Below are 14932 nucleotides of genomic sequence, written 5' to 3' on the forward strand. Positions count from 1 at the left end.
GTTCTTAGGCATAGGAAAAAGTCTACTGGATTAGGATTTGCTTACTTACACAGCCCAGGCACGCTGGCCTTCTCATAGGGAATGCAGGCATCATACCGCCCGGGTGTTTCGATGTAGCGCAAGGCCTTGGTGCTGCCGATTTCAGATGAGAAATAGCCCAGCAGCGTCAGCTCCTTGAGCATCCGGAAGGGATGAGGGGGCTGGTCTTTCTGTTCATTCTCCTTACGGGGCGCATACAGCTCATCATTGAGCCTGCTCAGGTACTGGTGGCGCTCCTGGGCAGACCCCTCCATAAAGGAGTGGCCAAACTCCTTATCAAAGCCACTCCGAATGTTGTCCAGGCCCTCCTGGAAGGCTTTCTGATCCCGCTCGGTATAAACATCCAGCACCATCATGGCCATAAAATTTCCTATACCCACGGCTTTGGCGCCGGGTGTATCGGTTTCGGGTATGATGGTCTCCCCGATCTCATCCATCAGGGCTACATCCGTATCGGTAAATAATTTATTGACCTGCTGCTCTTCCTGTCGGTTGCTGCAACCGGTCAGAAACAGCTCGGCTCCCAGCACGGTACCGCCCATAATGGTGGCTACAGCGCGTAATGCATCTCTTCTGTTCATAGTGATATCGTTAAGTTGGGACCTGCATCAAATGTTTCTCTTTTTTAGCTCCTCTACGGCATGGGCAGCGGCACGGGCCGTTAGGGCCATGTAGGTAAGGGAGGGGTTCTGGCAACCGCCGGAGGTCATGGCGGCCCCATCGGTAACGTAAACGTTTTTGGCATCCCATACCTGGTTGTGCGCATTGAGCACGGAGGTTTTGGGGTCGCGGCCCATGCGGGCGGTACCCATTTCATGAATGCCCTGGCCAATGGTGTAGCCCGCGTCATAGGTACGCACATTTTTCAGGCCGGCTACCTCCAGCATTTCAGCAGCATCGGCCATCATGTCCTTGCGCATTTTCTGCTCGTTTTCCTTTATCTCGCAGTCCATGGCCAGTACCGGCAGCCCCCATTTGTCTTTTACCTCTTTGTTGAGGTAAATGCGGTTTTCATGATAGGGCAGAATTTCGCCAAAGGCAGTAATGCCCATGCTCCACTGGCCGGGCTCGGTGAGCTCTTCCTTAAGATTGGCGCCTATGCCCATTTCGGCCACATCGCGCCGCCAGTTGCTGCGGCTGGCCGCTCCCTGGTAGCCAAAGCCCCGGATGTAGTCCCGCTTTTCGCCACCGAGGTTGCGGAAGCGCGGAATGTAAATCCCGGTAGGGCGGCGGCCATAATAATACTTGTCTTCATAGCCGGGCGCTTCGCCGGAGGCACCTGCCCGGAAGTGGTGGTCCATTACGTTGTGGCCCAGCTCACCGGAGCTGCTGCCAAGGCCGTCGGGCCATACATCGGTAGCGGAGTTCATGAGCACCCAGGTAGAGTTAAAGCTGGAGGCGCACAGGAATACCACCTTGGCTTTGTACTCCCGGGTTTCGTTGGTGACCCCATCCAGGATCTGTACTCCGGTGGCCTTTTTCTGGTCCTTATCATAGAGCACCTGGGTTACAATGGACCAGGGCCGCAGGGTAAGATTGCCGGTGCGCATGGCCGCCGGCAGGGTTGACGACTGGGTGCTGAAATAGGCCCCAAACGGACAGCCCAGCCAGCATTTGCTGCGGTACTGGCAGGCATAGCGTTCTTCAATAGCAGCTGTAAGGTTAGCCGTACGCCCCATGATAATGTGGCGCTGGCCCTTGTAATAGTCTTTTACGCGGTCCCGCACATCGGCTTCCACGCAGTTAAAATCCATGGGGGGCAGAAACTGCCCGTCGGGCAGGTGGGGTATGCCATCGCGGTTGCCGCTGATGCCGGCAAATTTCTCTACATGATCGTACCAGGGGGCCAGGTCTTTGTAGCGAATGGGCCAGTCCACGGCAATACCGTCTTTAAGATTGGCTTCAAAGTCAAGATCGGCAAGGCGGTAGCTTTGGCGCCCCCACAGAAGGGAGCGTCCGCCCACATGATAGCCCCGGTACCAGTCAAAGGGCTTATCCTCTACATAGGGGCTATCCGACTCATGTGCCCAGCTATCGATAACCAGCTCGTTGAGCACATAGTCCCGCTTCAGCACGGGGTGGTTCTGGATCATCTCCTGGGTAGACATGCCCCGGTGGGGCACCTCCCAGGGGTGTTTCTGGGCATTTACATAGTCCTTAATGTGCTCGATGTTGCGCCCGCGCTCCAGCAGGAGCACCTTCAGGCCCCGTTCGGTAAGTTCCTTTGCTGCCCAACCGCCGCTTATTCCTGAACCTACCACTATTGCATCGTATGTCTGCTCTGCCATGGTGTACTTTTAGTCTGTATTGTTTTAGTGTTGTTGTTTACTTGTTTTGTCGGCTATACATCGCAAAGTAAAATGGCCTCCCGGAGGGAAGCTACTTTATCTTCTTTCTGCGGTATAAATTCCTGAGCCACGTAGCCGGTGTAGCCGCTTGCCACAATGGCGCGCATAATGGCCGGATAGTAAAGCTCCTGGCTCTGGTCTATCTCGTGCCGGCCCGGAACCCCGGCCGTATGGTAATGCCCAAACCAGGCATGATGGTCCTGTATGGTGCGGATGATATCCCCTTCCATGATCTGCATGTGGTAGATATCGTAGAGTAATTTAAAGTTCTGCGAGCCCAGGCGCCTGCACAGCTCAATGCCCCAGGCACTGCTGTCGGCCATATAATCGGGGTGGTTTACCTTGCTGTTGAACAGCTCCAGCTGCATGACCACCCTATGCTGCTCGGCCAGGGGCATAAGCTGCTGCAGGCCAGCCACACTGTTCTGCAGGCCCTCCTCCTCGCTCATGCCCCGGCGGTTGCCGCTAAAGCAGATGAGGTTTTTATAGCCTGCCTGGGCCACTTTGGGAATCATGTCCCGGTAATTCTGCAACAGCCGGGCATGGTTGGCCGGCTCGTTCCAGCCATCTTCCAGGCTTATCTCAGCCCCATTGCACATTGAGGAATCAATGCCCTGTGCCTTGAGGATATGCCACTCAGCAGGACCAACCAGGTCGATGGCGCTAAAGCCGATCTCCTTTACCATGCGGCACAGCGCTTCCAGCGACAGAAAATCGTAGGTCCAGCGGCATACCGAGTGATTGATGTTCTTTTTGAGCACAGGGGGTTGCGTTTGTTCAGCCGAGGCGCCCGCACAAGCCGGCAGACCACCGGCCGCCACCATGGCAACCGAGCCCGCCAGCATTTTCTTCAGCACATCCCGTCTTGTTGTTTCGTTCATAGGGTTACGCGGCTTGTTCCACAACCTCCTGCTTGGCTACCCCTTCTTCCTTAAAGAAGAGCAGAAACAGCACCGTTACCAGCAGGGCAATGCCGGATGGGATCAGCCAGATCGATTTCCAGTCGTGGGTCTGGTCGGTCAGCAGATAGGCATCCGATACCAAACCCGCTACCCAAAAGCCAATGAGCATGCCCACCCCATAGGTGGCCAGGGTGATCATGCCCTGCGCCGCACTTTTGTAGCGGGGGCCGGCCTTGGAGTCGGTGTAGATCTGTCCGGACACAAAGAAGAAATCGTAGCAGATGCCATGCAGGGCTATGCCCAGCAGCAGCATATAGGCGCCCGAGCCGGCATCGCCAAAGGCAAAAAGGGCGTAGCGCAGCACCCAGGCCAGCATCCCTACCAATAACGTTTTCTTAATGCCAAATCGTGTAAAGAAGATAGGAAGCAACAGCATAAACAGCACCTCCGATATCTGCCCGATGGTCATTTTGCCGGTGGGGTTTTCCATGCCTACTTCGGCCAGAAAGGGGTTGGCATTCTGATAATAGAAGGCCAGCGGAATACAGATCAGGATAGACGAGAGAAAGAACACCAGGAAATTGCGGTTCTTGAGCAGCCGCAGGGCATCCAGGCCCAGCACATCGGATACGCTCAGTTTTTCCCCTTTGGGGATCTTGGGGGGAGTGGCCGGCAGGGCAAAGCTGAACAGGCCTAAGAGGGCCGAGGCTATGCCTGATAGCAGAAAGGTATTGCGCAGGGCACCCTGGGCCAGACCTTCGGCGCTATCCCACAGAAACAGGTAGCTAATGGCCAGACCGGCCACAATCCAGCCAACTGTACCCCATACCCGAATCACTGAAAATTCCTTGGCCGGGTCGGTCATCTGGTTAAAGGACACCGAGTTTACCAGCGCCAGCGTAGGCATATAGGCCACCATGTAGGCAAATACATAGGGGTAGAACTGTGCAAAATCCTCTGCCCGGAACATCATATACATCAGCCCTGCCCCCAGCAGGTGCAGGATGCCCAGGATGCGCTCGGCATTGAAGTACTTATCGGCAATAAGGCCAATGATAAAGGGGGCAATGATGGCCCCAAACGATTGCGTGGAAAAAGCCGCAGCGGTTTGTGCGCCGGTGGCCTGCAGGTTAGTGCCCAAAAACGTTCCCAGGGTTACAAACCATCCGCCCCAAATAAAGAATTCGAGGAACATCATGGCCGATAATTTAACGCGCGTAGCAGAAGTCATAGAATATTTTCTAAAAAAAGAGTTTCTTAGGTCAGGCCTTTAAAAACTGGTCGGCAAGCTGCAGCAGGCTGCCCCCTGCCTGGGTTGGGCCGCTGCCGGGCCTCACCAGAGGCCGCCGGCTTCGCCGGGATCTGTAAGGGATTCATAAGTCCCTGAGATCCAATAACACATAGTACGGGTAGAAAATCTAACAACAGGCGGTAAATAATTTGGGCCCTGCCCGGTTAAAAGCCTGTTAATTTTAAATTTTAAGATATTATTAAAATTAAATTTTTAAAACTTTCTTTTAGTCTTATTTTGAAAAGATGAAAAACGCCAAACTAAAAATGGGCATGATTGGCGGTGGCCCTGGTTCCTTCATAGGAGCCATTCACCGCATTGCCGCCAATATAGACGGTGCCATAGAACTGGTCTGCGGCGCTTTTAGCAGCGATCCCGAAAAATCCAAACAAGCCGGCCAGGCACTCCACCTGCAGCCGCAGCGCATCTATACCTCCTATGCCGACATGATCCGGCAGGAAGCCCGGCTGCCCCGGGAGGAGCGGATGGATTTTGTAAGCATCGTTACGCCCAACCATGTGCACTTTGAACCTGCTAAAATGGCGCTGGAAGCAGGTTTTCATGTGGTGCTGGACAAGCCCATGACGCTTAGCCTATCCGAAGCCCATGAGCTCAAAAAGATCATCGACCGCAGCGGTCTTCACTTCTGCCTCACCCATACCTATACCGGGTACCCCATGGTAAAGCAGGCGCGGCAGATGGTACACTCCGGTATGTTTGGCGCCATCCGCAAAGTATGGGTAGAGTACCCCCAGGGCTGGCTTAGCACCCCCCTGGAAACCGAAGACAACAAGCAGGCCTCCTGGCGCACCGATCCGGCCAAAAGCGGCAAAGGGGGCGCTATGGGCGATATTGGCACCCATGCCTTTAACCTGGCCGAGTATGTATCGGGCCTGCAGCTGAGCCAGCTTTGTGCCGATCTGAACCAGGTAGTGGCCGGTCGCCAGCTGGATGACGACGGCGCCATGCTGCTACGCTTCTCCAACGGCGCCTCAGGCGTACTGATGGCTACCCAGGTAGCCGCCGGTGAAGAGAATAATGTAAAGGTGCGGGTATATGGTGAGAAGGGCGGCCTGGAGTGGAAGCAGGAAGATGCCAACAGCCTGCTGGTAAAATGGCTGGACAAACCTACCGAACTCTACCGGGCCGGCACCGGCTACCTGGGCTCCCATGCCAGCCACAACAGCCGCACCCCTGCGGGCCATCCCGAGGGTTACCTGGAGGCCTTTGCCAACCATTACCGCAATTTTGCCCTCTGTGTACAGGCCCGTAAGGCCGGGCAGGAGCCCCAGGCCGAATGGCTTGATTTTCCCGGCGCTGACGATGGCCTGCGGGGCATGGCCTTTATCGAAACGGCCGTAAAAAGCAGCCAGAGCCCTGAAAAATGGACTCCTTTTCTACTTTAGCGTATCTATCTGTATCTATCTATAAAAACGCTTTCAAATCAATTCCATAATTGCTTTCATCCCATGAAACAGCTCGCATTTTTAGTTCTTTCCCTATTTTTGATCTCCTGCGGCGGCAACGATGGCCGCCAGGAGGGCGACCGTCCGGAGGGCATCGCCACCCAACCCGCCGAAACCGATCTGCAGGCACAGGGCCGGCAGCTGATTGCCAACTCCGACTGTGTGGCCTGCCATAAAGACAATGAACGGGTAATTGGCCCCTCCTATACGGAAGTGGCCCAGAAATACCCCAACAACGACAGCACCATTGCCTATCTGGCCGGCAAGATCATACAGGGAGGGTCCGGCGTTTGGGGCTCGGTGCCCATGACCGCCCACCCCCAGCACAGCCAGGAAGAAGCCGAACAAATGGCGCGCTATATTCTCTCACTAAACACCAGCAACTAATGAAGGTATTGATCTCGCTGGCCGGGTTTGCCCTGGCCGTTGCCGCCTGCAACAGCAGCACCCCCACCGAAACCACTCAGGACCAAACCAGCATGCAGGATACTACCCAAAACCAGCAGGAGTGGATCTCCCTTTTTGATGGCGAAACCACCCGGGGCTGGCACCGCTATGGCGGCGAGGCCGTAGGCAGCGCCTGGAAGGTGCAGGATGGCATGCTCTATCTGGATGCCTCCAACAAGGCCGACTGGCAGGCCAGCGATGGCGGCGACATTGTCACCGAACAGGAATTTGAAGACTTTCACCTGCAGCTGGAGTGGCGCATTTCCGAAAATGGAAACAGCGGCATTATGTTCTATGTCCAGGAAGATACCACCCAGTTCCAGTACCCCTGGCAAACCGGACCCGAAATGCAGATCCTGCACAATGAGGGCCATCCCGATGGCAAGATCATCACCCACCGGGCCGGCGATCTCTATGATCTGATTACCGCCAAGCCCGAAACGGTAAAAGGCCCCGGCGAATGGAACCTGGCCGAGATCATCAGCCAGGATGGCCAGCTCACCTTTCGCCTCAATGGTGCCGATGTAGTGCAAACCACTCTTTGGGATGATGCCTGGCGCAAAATGATTGCCGGCAGCAAGTTTAAGGATATGAAGGGCTTTGGCACCTACAAAAGTGGCAAGATAGCCCTGCAGGACCACGGCGACAATGTCTGGTTCCGCAATATCCGCATCAAGCGCCTGTAGGGCTGCTGCCCTTTCTTTGCAATCCCCTGCCCCCCGGCAGGGGATTTTTTTATGCCCTATTCCGGCAGATTGGTGTTTTAACACCCTTTCGCTAAAAAAGCCAGGATGAAACAAGGAGAAAGCAGCAGTATTTTTTAACTTATTAGCCGTAGTAACACGCTCTGTTATTTTTTAGCACGTATGGAAAAAAACACCCCCTCCCCTTCGCAGGCGTCTTCCTCGCGCCGCACCTTCCTTAAAAACTCACTGGCCGCCATGGCCGGTATCTACCTGGTGCCCCGCCATGTGCTGGGCGGGCCGGGCTTTGTTGCGCCCAGCGACCGCCTGCAGATTGCCGGCATAGGCGTAGGAGGCAAGGGCACCAGCGATCTCAAGAGCTTTTTTGATAGTGGCAAGGCCGACATTGCCTTTTTGTGCGATGTGGATGATGCCCGGGCCGCCCAAAGCCGCAAGGCTTTTCCCAAAGCTAAATACTATAAGGATTACCGGGAGATGCTGGACAAGGAACACAGCCGCATTGAGGCCGTATCCGTTTCTTCCCCGGACCACAACCATGCCGTGCAGGCCATGGCCGCCATGCAGCTGGGCAAGCATGTGTATGTGCAAAAACCCCTTACTCATGATATCTATGAAGCCCGCATGCTTACCCAGGCTGCCGAGCGCTATAAGGTAGTGAGCCAGATGGGCAACCAGGGGGCCTCCGGCGATGGCGTGCGCCAGCTGATGGAGTGGTATGGAGCCGGCATCATTGGCGATGTGCATACCGTCTATACCTGGACCGACCGGCCCGTATGGCCGCAGGGCATCCCCTGGCCCGGCACCAAAGCCCCCGTACCGGCCGGGCTCAACTGGGATCTGTGGCTGGGCACCGCGCCCTACCGGGACTATATAGAGAAACTGGTACCCTTTAACTGGCGCGGCTGGTGGGACTACGGCACCGGCGCCCTGGGCGATATGGGCTGCCACCTGATGGAGGCCCCCTTTCGGGTGCTGGGCCTGCAGTACCCCACCGAAGCAGAGTGCAGCGTAGGCTCTGTGTATGTAGATGAGTTCAAACGGGGCTATTTTCCCGAGAGCGCCCCTCCTTCTTCCCATGTAGTGCTCAAATTTAAGGGGCAGAATGGCACCCCCGACCTCACCCTGCACTGGATGGATGGCGGCATACAACCCGCCCGGCCCGAAGAGCTGGGCCCCAATGAGCTGATGGGCGATGGAGGCAATGGGGTGATCTTTGTAGGCACCAAAGGCAAGATGATGTGCTCTACCTATGGCGCCAATCCGCGCCTGCTGCCCACCTCCCGCATGGACGAGGTTAAGGTGCCCCAGACCATTCCCCGCGTAGCCGGGGGCATGGAGGGCCACTACCGCCAGTGGGTAGAAGCAGCCATAGCCGGCCCCGGCAGCAAAGAAGCCCAGGCGCTGAGCGCCCCCTTCTCCATTGCCGGCCCCCTTACCGAAACGGTTTTAATGGGCAATCTGGCCATTCGCAGCTTTGACCTTCGCACCCCCCGCAAGGATAATCCCGAACGCTTTGACTATCCCGGCCGCCACATTAAGCTGCTGTGGGATGGTACCAACATGCGGGTAACCAACTTTGAGCCGGCCAACCAGTTTGTAAAGCGGGACTACCGCAGCGGCTGGAAATTAGGTAGCTAGCCCAGCCCCTCTGCCCATGAACTGCACAAACGCAAAAAGCCCCTTCGCTGCCAGAAGGGGGCTTTTTGTATGCGTAGAGGCAAGCACTACCGGCGGTACTGCCGGTAATGCTCCCTAAATGGTTTTAGCGGTTTAGGGGCTGGCCTACCGGCACGGCACAGTCATGGCCTGGCTGACCATGGGGTGGGTTTAGGCCGGCCTGTACGGCGGGCTGCGCCTGCGGACGTCCCGGCTGTGGCGGAGCTACCTGTCCGGAGGGGGTACCCAACTGTGGCATTTGCAGGTTAGGGGCTGGCGCTGAGTTCAGGGGAGCGCCAACTTCAATATCGCAGCGGTGTCCGGGCAGGCCATGTGCCGGGTTAAGGGCTACCTCACCCGCAGGAGCGCTGGTGCTGGTAGGCGCTACACTGGCCGGCTGGCTGGCAGTAGCAGGGGTATCGGAAGAATTTGAACATCCTACTGCTACAAAGAGGGCAGCAGCCAGTACAAGGGGTAATGTACGTTTCATACGAAGGGTGAATTTAGGGCCGGATAACGCCTGCCGGACTAGTTATGATGTAAAGAAACGAAAAGTAAACAGTATCTATTCCTAAAGCCAACATCAAGGCGATAAAAATAAGTTTCCCGCTCTTGCTGAAAATTAGCCGGATGGGCCAATCCGGCAGCTGGCAGACGGCAATCCCCCCACCCGACCAGTGCTGCCAGCTCAACTTACACCCTCTGGCCTGCATGTTCAGGCATGTAACATTAGTAATCCTTTTTATCATTATTCAGGGGTATTTATGTGTATCTTGTGCCCGCATCCGCCAGCGCACTCTGCTTACAGGGCAGCTGCTGGCGGCAGTTATGCTATCAAACCCCTTAATTACTACTCGACTACTGCACTATGAAACACCTCTTCTCCTCCTTATTGATGGGCCTGGCGCTGCTATCCTTTAGCGCGTGTGAAACCGAAAGCGAAGGCAGGGTTACCTTTTATGTAGGCAATGCCGGTTCTGCCGGCGTTTGGGACCATATTTCGGTACAGATCGGCGGCCAGAGCGATAGCTTTTTTACACCCGAAAGCCGCAACATGAGCCTGAGCAACTGCGAGGGCGATGCCTATGCCGCTACCTTTATCCTCCCGCCGGGTAAATACTCCTATACGGCCAGCAACAAATGGAGCGGTACCGTTTATGTAGAAGGCGGCGATTGCAAGATCATTGAGCTGCAGTACTAGGCACGTTTAAGTATAACCCTCCATAAAAAAGCAGCCTCAGATTCTTATCCGAGGCTGCTTTTTTGTTATTCCTTATACCAGAGAACGTCTTTTGGACAAGGAAAACAGCTGGTTTAGCGCCTGAAGGAGAACCCTACTCCCAGCGAATACCTCATCTCCTTAAAATCAAGGGTGGTGAAGCCAGCCCGCAGGTGAAGCCCGCTCAGGTCCAGGATCAGGCCGGATTCATACAGGGCCTGGTACTCCAGATGGTCCGTATTTTTGGCATAGCTGGTGCGCACAAAATAGCCCCGATCATCATAGCTATCCATCTCCCATAACTCGCGGGAGTGGTACAGCCCGGCTCCGGCATACACCCACAGGGGGTAGGTGATCTTTTTGGTCAGGCCAATGGTGCCCGAGAGGTTACCCAGCTTTTTAGTGCCACTGTAACGGATATCTTCATAGACATTCCCCTCTACCCGGCCCTGGTCATCTACAGTAAAATAATCCGTTTCGGTAAAGAGATCTTCATTACCCCGCACCGAAAAATAGAAGCCCAGCGAGCGGTTGTTGATGGTACCCATGCTAAAGCCTATGGGCGACAGGCTGTCGTGCAGATAGGCCATGTAGAAGCGATCGGGGCGGCCAAAGCGCTTTTCTTTGCGTTTAGCCGTGCTGATCTCCTTTTGAATTGGCGCCGGCTCCGCGCATTGCTGGCTGGCCTTGTTGAACAGCTCAATGGCCTGTTGCTGGCCATAGGAGGTCTTTTGCTCGGCAGCCGCCCGGGCCAGGCGCAGGTAGGTTTCGCACAGCAGGCTTTTGGCCTTGGCTACATCCTGTCCGGCAGGGTAGCGGGACAGGTACTTTAACAGATGCGCCTCCATATCGGCTACATTGCCCTTTTTGGCGGCCTCCTCACCCCAGTGCATCAGTCCCTGCCGGATGAACTGGTGTGCTTCAGGGGCATGGGTGCGCTGGGTTCTGCCATTGAGGTAGGTTTCATACGCCTCTACAGAATGGGCCTTGGTTGCGGTTTCCCAGGCCAGCTCGTCCTCAGCGGTGGCAATGATCTTCTTGGATTCGGCATGGTCGGCCTGAAAGCTCAGGGCTTTTTGGGCGGCGGCAATCGCATCACGGTACTGGCGGTTCTGCATGGCTTTCTGGGCCTGGGCCAGCGCATCCCTGAAGCCATTGAGGCGTTTCATCTCCGGGGTCTGGTTGATGAGGGCAATCAGCTGCTGGGCCTTGGGCTCCCGCGCAAATACGGGATCCTGCAGAATGGCCAGGGCTTCCTCCCATTGCTTGAGCTCAATGTAGCGCTCTACTGCCTCCAGACCATTTTCTATCTTGCTGCGATCGAGCTCCCAAAGCCGTTTCCACTCAGCTGCGGCCTTTTCTGGCGAGCTGGTATTGCCCATGGCCAGGATGCGTCCCTGTTGCTGCTGCAGGCTGGTGGTCTGGGCCATCTCGGCCTCCAGCTGGCTGATGCGATCGGCCATGTGCTGCTGGTTGAGCTCTTTGGCTGTTTTCAGGTACTCCCCTGCCTGGGCAGGCTGGCCAATTTTCACAAAGGCCAGGGCGGTATAATAGTAGCCTTCTGCCCGGCCCGGATCGGCGATGATCAGGTCGGGGGCCGCCATCAGCACATCATCCCAGCGATTGCTCTGGATCATGCCTTTGATCTGGGACTCAAGGCTAAGAAAATCAGCACTCTGGCTATAGGCCGTAAGGCTGGCGCCCGTCACAAACAGGAGCAGTATCAGCGTTTTAAGGTTTCTCATTGTACTTTCTTCAGGATTAGATCATACTTGGTCTGGCTGGTGCGGCGCTGCAGGGCGCTCATATCACTATCCGAGAGGCCGCTCATCTGGGACTGGTAGTGCTGGGAATACAGGGGGGCTTCTTCTTCGCAGCCATAGTAAACATCCAGCTGCTTTTTCTGCTCCATCTGGTTTACGCAGGAGAGCGAGTTGTTCCAGTTGGTATAGATGGTACTGTGCGTATCATTGCCATAGCAGGAGCAGCCCGCCTGCTGGCAGGCCGTAAACAGGCGGATGCGCTCCGCCTCTACCTTAGCGGCATATTCCCCGAAGCGCTTCCTGTAATCGGTCATCTTCTGCCCCAGCAGGGTGCCAGTGGTCTGCAGGGAGGCCATACGGGCTACCCGGGCATCTTCCAGGATGCGGCGCTTGGTAGCATAAGCCTTTTTAATTAGCTCCCGAGCCTGCTGCTGGCGGCTGCTGAGGTTGGTGGTAAGCTGCCAGATCTCGTCATTGTGCTTTTTGATGCCGGCCTCCAGGGTGCCATCCCGCTCCTGGTAGGTGGCGGTTAGCTGGTTGAGCTCGCTCTGCTGGCTGTCAATGGACCTTTCTACCGTTTCAATCTCACCGGCCAGGCGCTCCTGCTCCTGCTGGCTCAGGTTGGGCTTGAGGGCATCGCTCTTTAAGCGCTGCAGGCGGGTTCTAAGGCTGGATAATTGTCCCGACTGCTGGCTGTGGCGCTCCCGGTAGGTGCTTTGCAGGCTGCTGCGGTTGGTCTGCAGGTTGCTGATCTCGCGCCGCAACTGGTCTATCTCCCGATCGTTCTGCTCCCGCACCTTTTCATCTGACTGGATCAGGGCTCCGTTTTCTTCCTGCTGCAGATCGGCCAGCTTTACCATAATGATGTCTATGCGGTCTTCAAAGGCATGTTTCTGGGCCGTTACGTACATCAGGTCGCTGATCCAGCTGCGGGTCATACTTTTGCTTTCGGCTACTACCTGGCTTTTGTACGTCTTGCTTAATTCTATGATCTCTTCCCGGAGCTTATCCGAATTGTCTTTCAGCGCCTGCATCTGTTTGTCCAGATCGGCCCGTTTGCGGGTAAACTCATTCTCGGAAAATTCAAAGGCGCGGATCTGATTCTCCTTGTCGGCAATTTTACGGTCATACTCCGCCTCTTTTTGCTTGAGCAGCTCGGGAGAAGCCGAGTGGGTACCCCCATTATCGGCAAAGTGGCGTTCTACATCACTTACGCCGGACTTGCGCAGCTCAGAAGCGGTACGGCTACAGCCGTTGCAGAAACGGCCGCGGCGCAGCTCGTCCATTACTTCCTTTTTTTCAATGTAGAGGGCGGTAAGCTCCTTTTTTAGAGTCTCCAGCTTTTGCTGTTCTTCCGAATAGGTCTGCAGGTGCTGGGAATTGAGCTTGCCCACTTTTTCATCGTTTTGCAGAATAAGCCTGGCTTTGCTTTCAATACTGGAAAGCGTGCCGCTACCGGCTGTCTGGGCCTGGCTGCGGGCCAGGGGAATGCACCATAAAATCAATAGCAGACCCAGAAAGATGCGGGCCGGGCGATAGTGTGTGGTTGGCATGAGGAGTATCTTTGGTATTTAATCAAGAAGGAAGGGAATGATCATCCGTTCGGGGCTACAATTATTTTTTTGCCCTGCTGCAGCAACAGGCCGGAGCTGAGAGGCAATCCTGAGACGATCCGTATTTTAGACAAGCCGGAGGCACGTCTGGCAGCAGGCTGGGAATTGACGCTCATTGATTCAGGAACAGGGCAAAGCAGCAGGTAACAGGCGTAAACAGGCACGGGCACGTACGTAAACAGCACACTTAAATAACAATGTTAAGAATAATTTGAAAAATAACAATGCAAGAGTGCGCTGGCAATGCCTTTCCAAAAAAGTGGGTGAGATCGGGCCGCTCTTCGTATATTGCACTTTTTTAACCAAGCCCCTGCTTGTAGCATGAATGAAGTACTGGAAAGAACCTTCTATCAGAATACGGTACAGGACTACCTGATCGCTTTTGGGATTGCCCTCCTTGGCCTGCTGCTTATTGCCAGCTTTCGGCGCACCATCCTGAGCCGCATTAAGCGCTGGACGGAAGGCACCAAGACCAGCGTAGATGATTTTATTGTTGAAAGCTTTGATCGATTTGGCATTCCCATGCTGAATGTGGGCGCCCTCTACATGGGCATCCAGTACCTGCAGCTGCCCGACCGGCTGGCCCGTATTCTGGGCATTGGCATTACCATCGCCATTACCATCCTGGTGATCCGCTTTGTATCAAACACCCTGCTGCTGGTGCTAACGGCCTACCTACGGCGCCGGCACCATGGCGAGGAGGATATCAGTAATTTTGGCGGCCTTAAGCTCATCATAAACCTGGTGCTCTGGTTCATAGGGCTGGCCTTTTTGTTTGATAACCTGGGCTATGACCTTACAGCCATTATTGCCGGTCTGGGCATAGGGGGTATTGCCATTGCCCTGGCTGCTCAAAATATCCTGGGCGACCTGTTTAACTACTTTGTGATCTTTTTCGATAAGCCCTTTGAGGTGGGCGATTTTGTGGTGGTGGATGATAAAAATGGGGTGATCGAGCACATCGGTATCAAGACCACCCGCATCAAGACCCTCTCGGGTGAGCAGCTGGTCTTCTCCAACAGTGATCTTACCTCCTCCCGCATCCACAACTTCAAGCGCATGCAGCAGCGGCGTGTGGTCTTTAAGGTGGGCGTTACCTATGATACCCCCCTTGAACAGCTCAAAGAACTGCCGCAGGTATTTAAGAGCATTATTCTGGAGCAGGATCCGGTGCGTTTTGACCGGGCACACTTTCAGGCCTATGCCGATTCCAGCCTTACCTTTGAGATCGTTTACTATGTGCTCAGCTCGGATTACACCACCTATATGGATATTCACCAGGCCATAAACCTGCGCATTTACGAAGAATTCCAGAAGCGGGAGATCGAGTTTGCCTTCCCCTCCCGTACGCTTTACCTGGCCGGCCAGCCAGCCGTAAAAGCGGCCGTACGCATGGAAACCACCCAAAACGGAGAAGACCGAAGCTAGGTAGCGGTTTCAGTACAGGGGCTGCTGCGCGCGCCACCTCCTGGCATCAGGGGGTG

Annotated in this window: 13 protein-coding genes; 6 read left to right on the top strand and 7 right to left on the bottom strand. The window is 55.3% G+C overall.

The genetic code is table 11. From position 1 onward, the window contains the following. Positions 1-41: 41 nt before the first annotated feature. From ADICEAN_RS11935 to ADICEAN_RS11950, 4 genes are read right to left on the bottom strand one after another with little or no spacing between them, the layout of a single operon-like run. The gene (locus ADICEAN_RS11935; protein ID WP_009195859.1) at positions 42-620 is read right to left on the bottom strand and encodes a gluconate 2-dehydrogenase subunit 3 family protein; all 579 of its coding nucleotides are present in this window, start codon (positions 618-620) and stop codon (positions 42-44) included. A 27-nt stretch (positions 621-647) separates the two neighbouring features. Continuing rightward, positions 648-2327, bottom strand: coding sequence for a GMC oxidoreductase (locus ADICEAN_RS11940; protein WP_009195860.1), 1680 nt, complete (start codon positions 2325-2327; stop codon positions 648-650). A 53-nt stretch (positions 2328-2380) separates the two neighbouring features. Further along, a complete protein-coding gene (locus tag ADICEAN_RS11945; RefSeq protein ID WP_009195861.1) occupies positions 2381-3268 on the bottom strand; it encodes a hydroxypyruvate isomerase family protein in 888 nt (295 codons plus the stop codon). 4 nt (positions 3269-3272) lie between these two features. Further along, a complete protein-coding gene (locus tag ADICEAN_RS11950) occupies positions 3273-4520 on the bottom strand; it encodes a nucleoside permease (RefSeq protein ID WP_009195862.1) in 1248 nt (415 codons plus the stop codon). Between the two features lie 305 nt (positions 4521-4825). Here ADICEAN_RS11950 and ADICEAN_RS11955 point away from each other — a divergent pair, with 305 nt between their 5' ends. From ADICEAN_RS11955 to ADICEAN_RS11970, 4 genes are all read left to right on the top strand, one after another. Further along, the gene (locus ADICEAN_RS11955; protein ID WP_009195863.1) at positions 4826-5986 is read left to right on the top strand and encodes a Gfo/Idh/MocA family protein; all 1161 of its coding nucleotides are present in this window, start codon (positions 4826-4828) and stop codon (positions 5984-5986) included. 63 nt (positions 5987-6049) lie between these two features. Beyond that, positions 6050-6433, top strand: a complete 384-nt coding sequence (locus ADICEAN_RS11960; RefSeq protein ID WP_009195864.1) for a c-type cytochrome — start codon at positions 6050-6052, stop codon at positions 6431-6433. Continuing rightward, a complete protein-coding gene (locus ADICEAN_RS11965; protein ID WP_009195865.1) occupies positions 6433-7179 on the top strand; it encodes a 3-keto-disaccharide hydrolase in 747 nt (248 codons plus the stop codon). Before ADICEAN_RS11960 ends, ADICEAN_RS11965 begins: the two co-directional genes overlap by 1 nt. A 180-nt stretch (positions 7180-7359) precedes the next feature. After that, on the top strand, positions 7360-8835 hold the full coding sequence (locus ADICEAN_RS11970) for a Gfo/Idh/MocA family protein (protein ID WP_009195866.1): 1476 nt from the start codon (positions 7360-7362) through the stop codon (positions 8833-8835). A 124-nt stretch (positions 8836-8959) separates the two neighbouring features. Here ADICEAN_RS11970 and ADICEAN_RS11975 read toward each other — a convergent pair whose 3' ends face one another. After that, positions 8960-9343: a hypothetical protein gene (locus ADICEAN_RS11975; RefSeq protein WP_040396937.1), complete on the bottom strand. Its 384-nt coding sequence runs from the start codon at positions 9341-9343 to the stop codon at positions 8960-8962. A gap of 378 nt (positions 9344-9721) precedes the next feature. On the opposite strand from ADICEAN_RS11975, the gene ADICEAN_RS11985 reads away from it, so the two are divergent. Beyond that, a complete protein-coding gene (locus tag ADICEAN_RS11985; protein ID WP_009195867.1) occupies positions 9722-10054 on the top strand; it encodes a hypothetical protein in 333 nt (110 codons plus the stop codon). 113 nt (positions 10055-10167) lie between these two features. On the opposite strand, the gene ADICEAN_RS11990 is transcribed toward ADICEAN_RS11985, so the two are convergent. Together ADICEAN_RS11990 and ADICEAN_RS11995 are read right to left on the bottom strand one after the other, a co-directional pair. Then, the gene (locus tag ADICEAN_RS11990) at positions 10168-11817 is read right to left on the bottom strand and encodes a tetratricopeptide repeat protein (protein WP_009195868.1); all 1650 of its coding nucleotides are present in this window, start codon (positions 11815-11817) and stop codon (positions 10168-10170) included. Next, positions 11814-13388: a coiled-coil domain-containing protein gene (locus ADICEAN_RS11995; RefSeq protein ID WP_009195869.1), complete on the bottom strand. Its 1575-nt coding sequence runs from the start codon at positions 13386-13388 to the stop codon at positions 11814-11816. The genes ADICEAN_RS11990 and ADICEAN_RS11995 overlap by 4 nt, the downstream gene beginning before the upstream one ends. A 381-nt stretch (positions 13389-13769) precedes the next feature. Here ADICEAN_RS11995 and ADICEAN_RS12000 point away from each other — a divergent pair, with 381 nt between their 5' ends. Then, complete coding sequence (locus ADICEAN_RS12000) at positions 13770-14876, top strand: mechanosensitive ion channel family protein (RefSeq protein WP_009195870.1); 1107 nt, start codon at positions 13770-13772, stop codon at positions 14874-14876. Positions 14877-14932 lie beyond the last annotated feature (56 nt).

This window comes from Cesiribacter andamanensis AMV16, from assembly GCF_000348925.1.
Taxonomy (GTDB): domain Bacteria; phylum Bacteroidota; class Bacteroidia; order Cytophagales; family Cyclobacteriaceae; genus Cesiribacter; species Cesiribacter andamanensis.

Excerpts from the sequence above, each read along its gene's own strand:
- ADICEAN_RS11995 (WP_009195869.1), bottom strand. The coding sequence starts at position 13,388 with ATGCCAACCACACACTATCGCCCGGCCCGCATCTTTCTGGGTCTGCTA.
- ADICEAN_RS11950 (WP_009195862.1), bottom strand. The coding sequence starts at position 4,520 with ATGACTTCTGCTACGCGCGTTAAATTATCGGCCATGATGTTCCTCGAA.
- ADICEAN_RS12000 (WP_009195870.1), top strand. The coding sequence starts at position 13,770 with ATGAATGAAGTACTGGAAAGAACCTTCTATCAGAATACGGTACAGGAC.
- ADICEAN_RS11975 (WP_040396937.1), bottom strand. The coding sequence starts at position 9,343 with ATGAAACGTACATTACCCCTTGTACTGGCTGCTGCCCTCTTTGTAGCA.
- ADICEAN_RS11940 (WP_009195860.1), bottom strand. The coding sequence starts at position 2,327 with ATGGCAGAGCAGACATACGATGCAATAGTGGTAGGTTCAGGAATAAGC.
- ADICEAN_RS11990 (WP_009195868.1), bottom strand. The coding sequence starts at position 11,817 with ATGAGAAACCTTAAAACGCTGATACTGCTCCTGTTTGTGACGGGCGCC.
- ADICEAN_RS11935 (WP_009195859.1), bottom strand. The coding sequence starts at position 620 with ATGAACAGAAGAGATGCATTACGCGCTGTAGCCACCATTATGGGCGGT.
- ADICEAN_RS11965 (WP_009195865.1), top strand. The coding sequence starts at position 6,433 with ATGAAGGTATTGATCTCGCTGGCCGGGTTTGCCCTGGCCGTTGCCGCC.
- ADICEAN_RS11955 (WP_009195863.1), top strand. The coding sequence starts at position 4,826 with ATGAAAAACGCCAAACTAAAAATGGGCATGATTGGCGGTGGCCCTGGT.
- ADICEAN_RS11985 (WP_009195867.1), top strand. The coding sequence starts at position 9,722 with ATGAAACACCTCTTCTCCTCCTTATTGATGGGCCTGGCGCTGCTATCC.
- ADICEAN_RS11960 (WP_009195864.1), top strand. The coding sequence starts at position 6,050 with ATGAAACAGCTCGCATTTTTAGTTCTTTCCCTATTTTTGATCTCCTGC.
- ADICEAN_RS11970 (WP_009195866.1), top strand. The coding sequence starts at position 7,360 with ATGGAAAAAAACACCCCCTCCCCTTCGCAGGCGTCTTCCTCGCGCCGC.
- ADICEAN_RS11945 (WP_009195861.1), bottom strand. The coding sequence starts at position 3,268 with ATGAACGAAACAACAAGACGGGATGTGCTGAAGAAAATGCTGGCGGGC.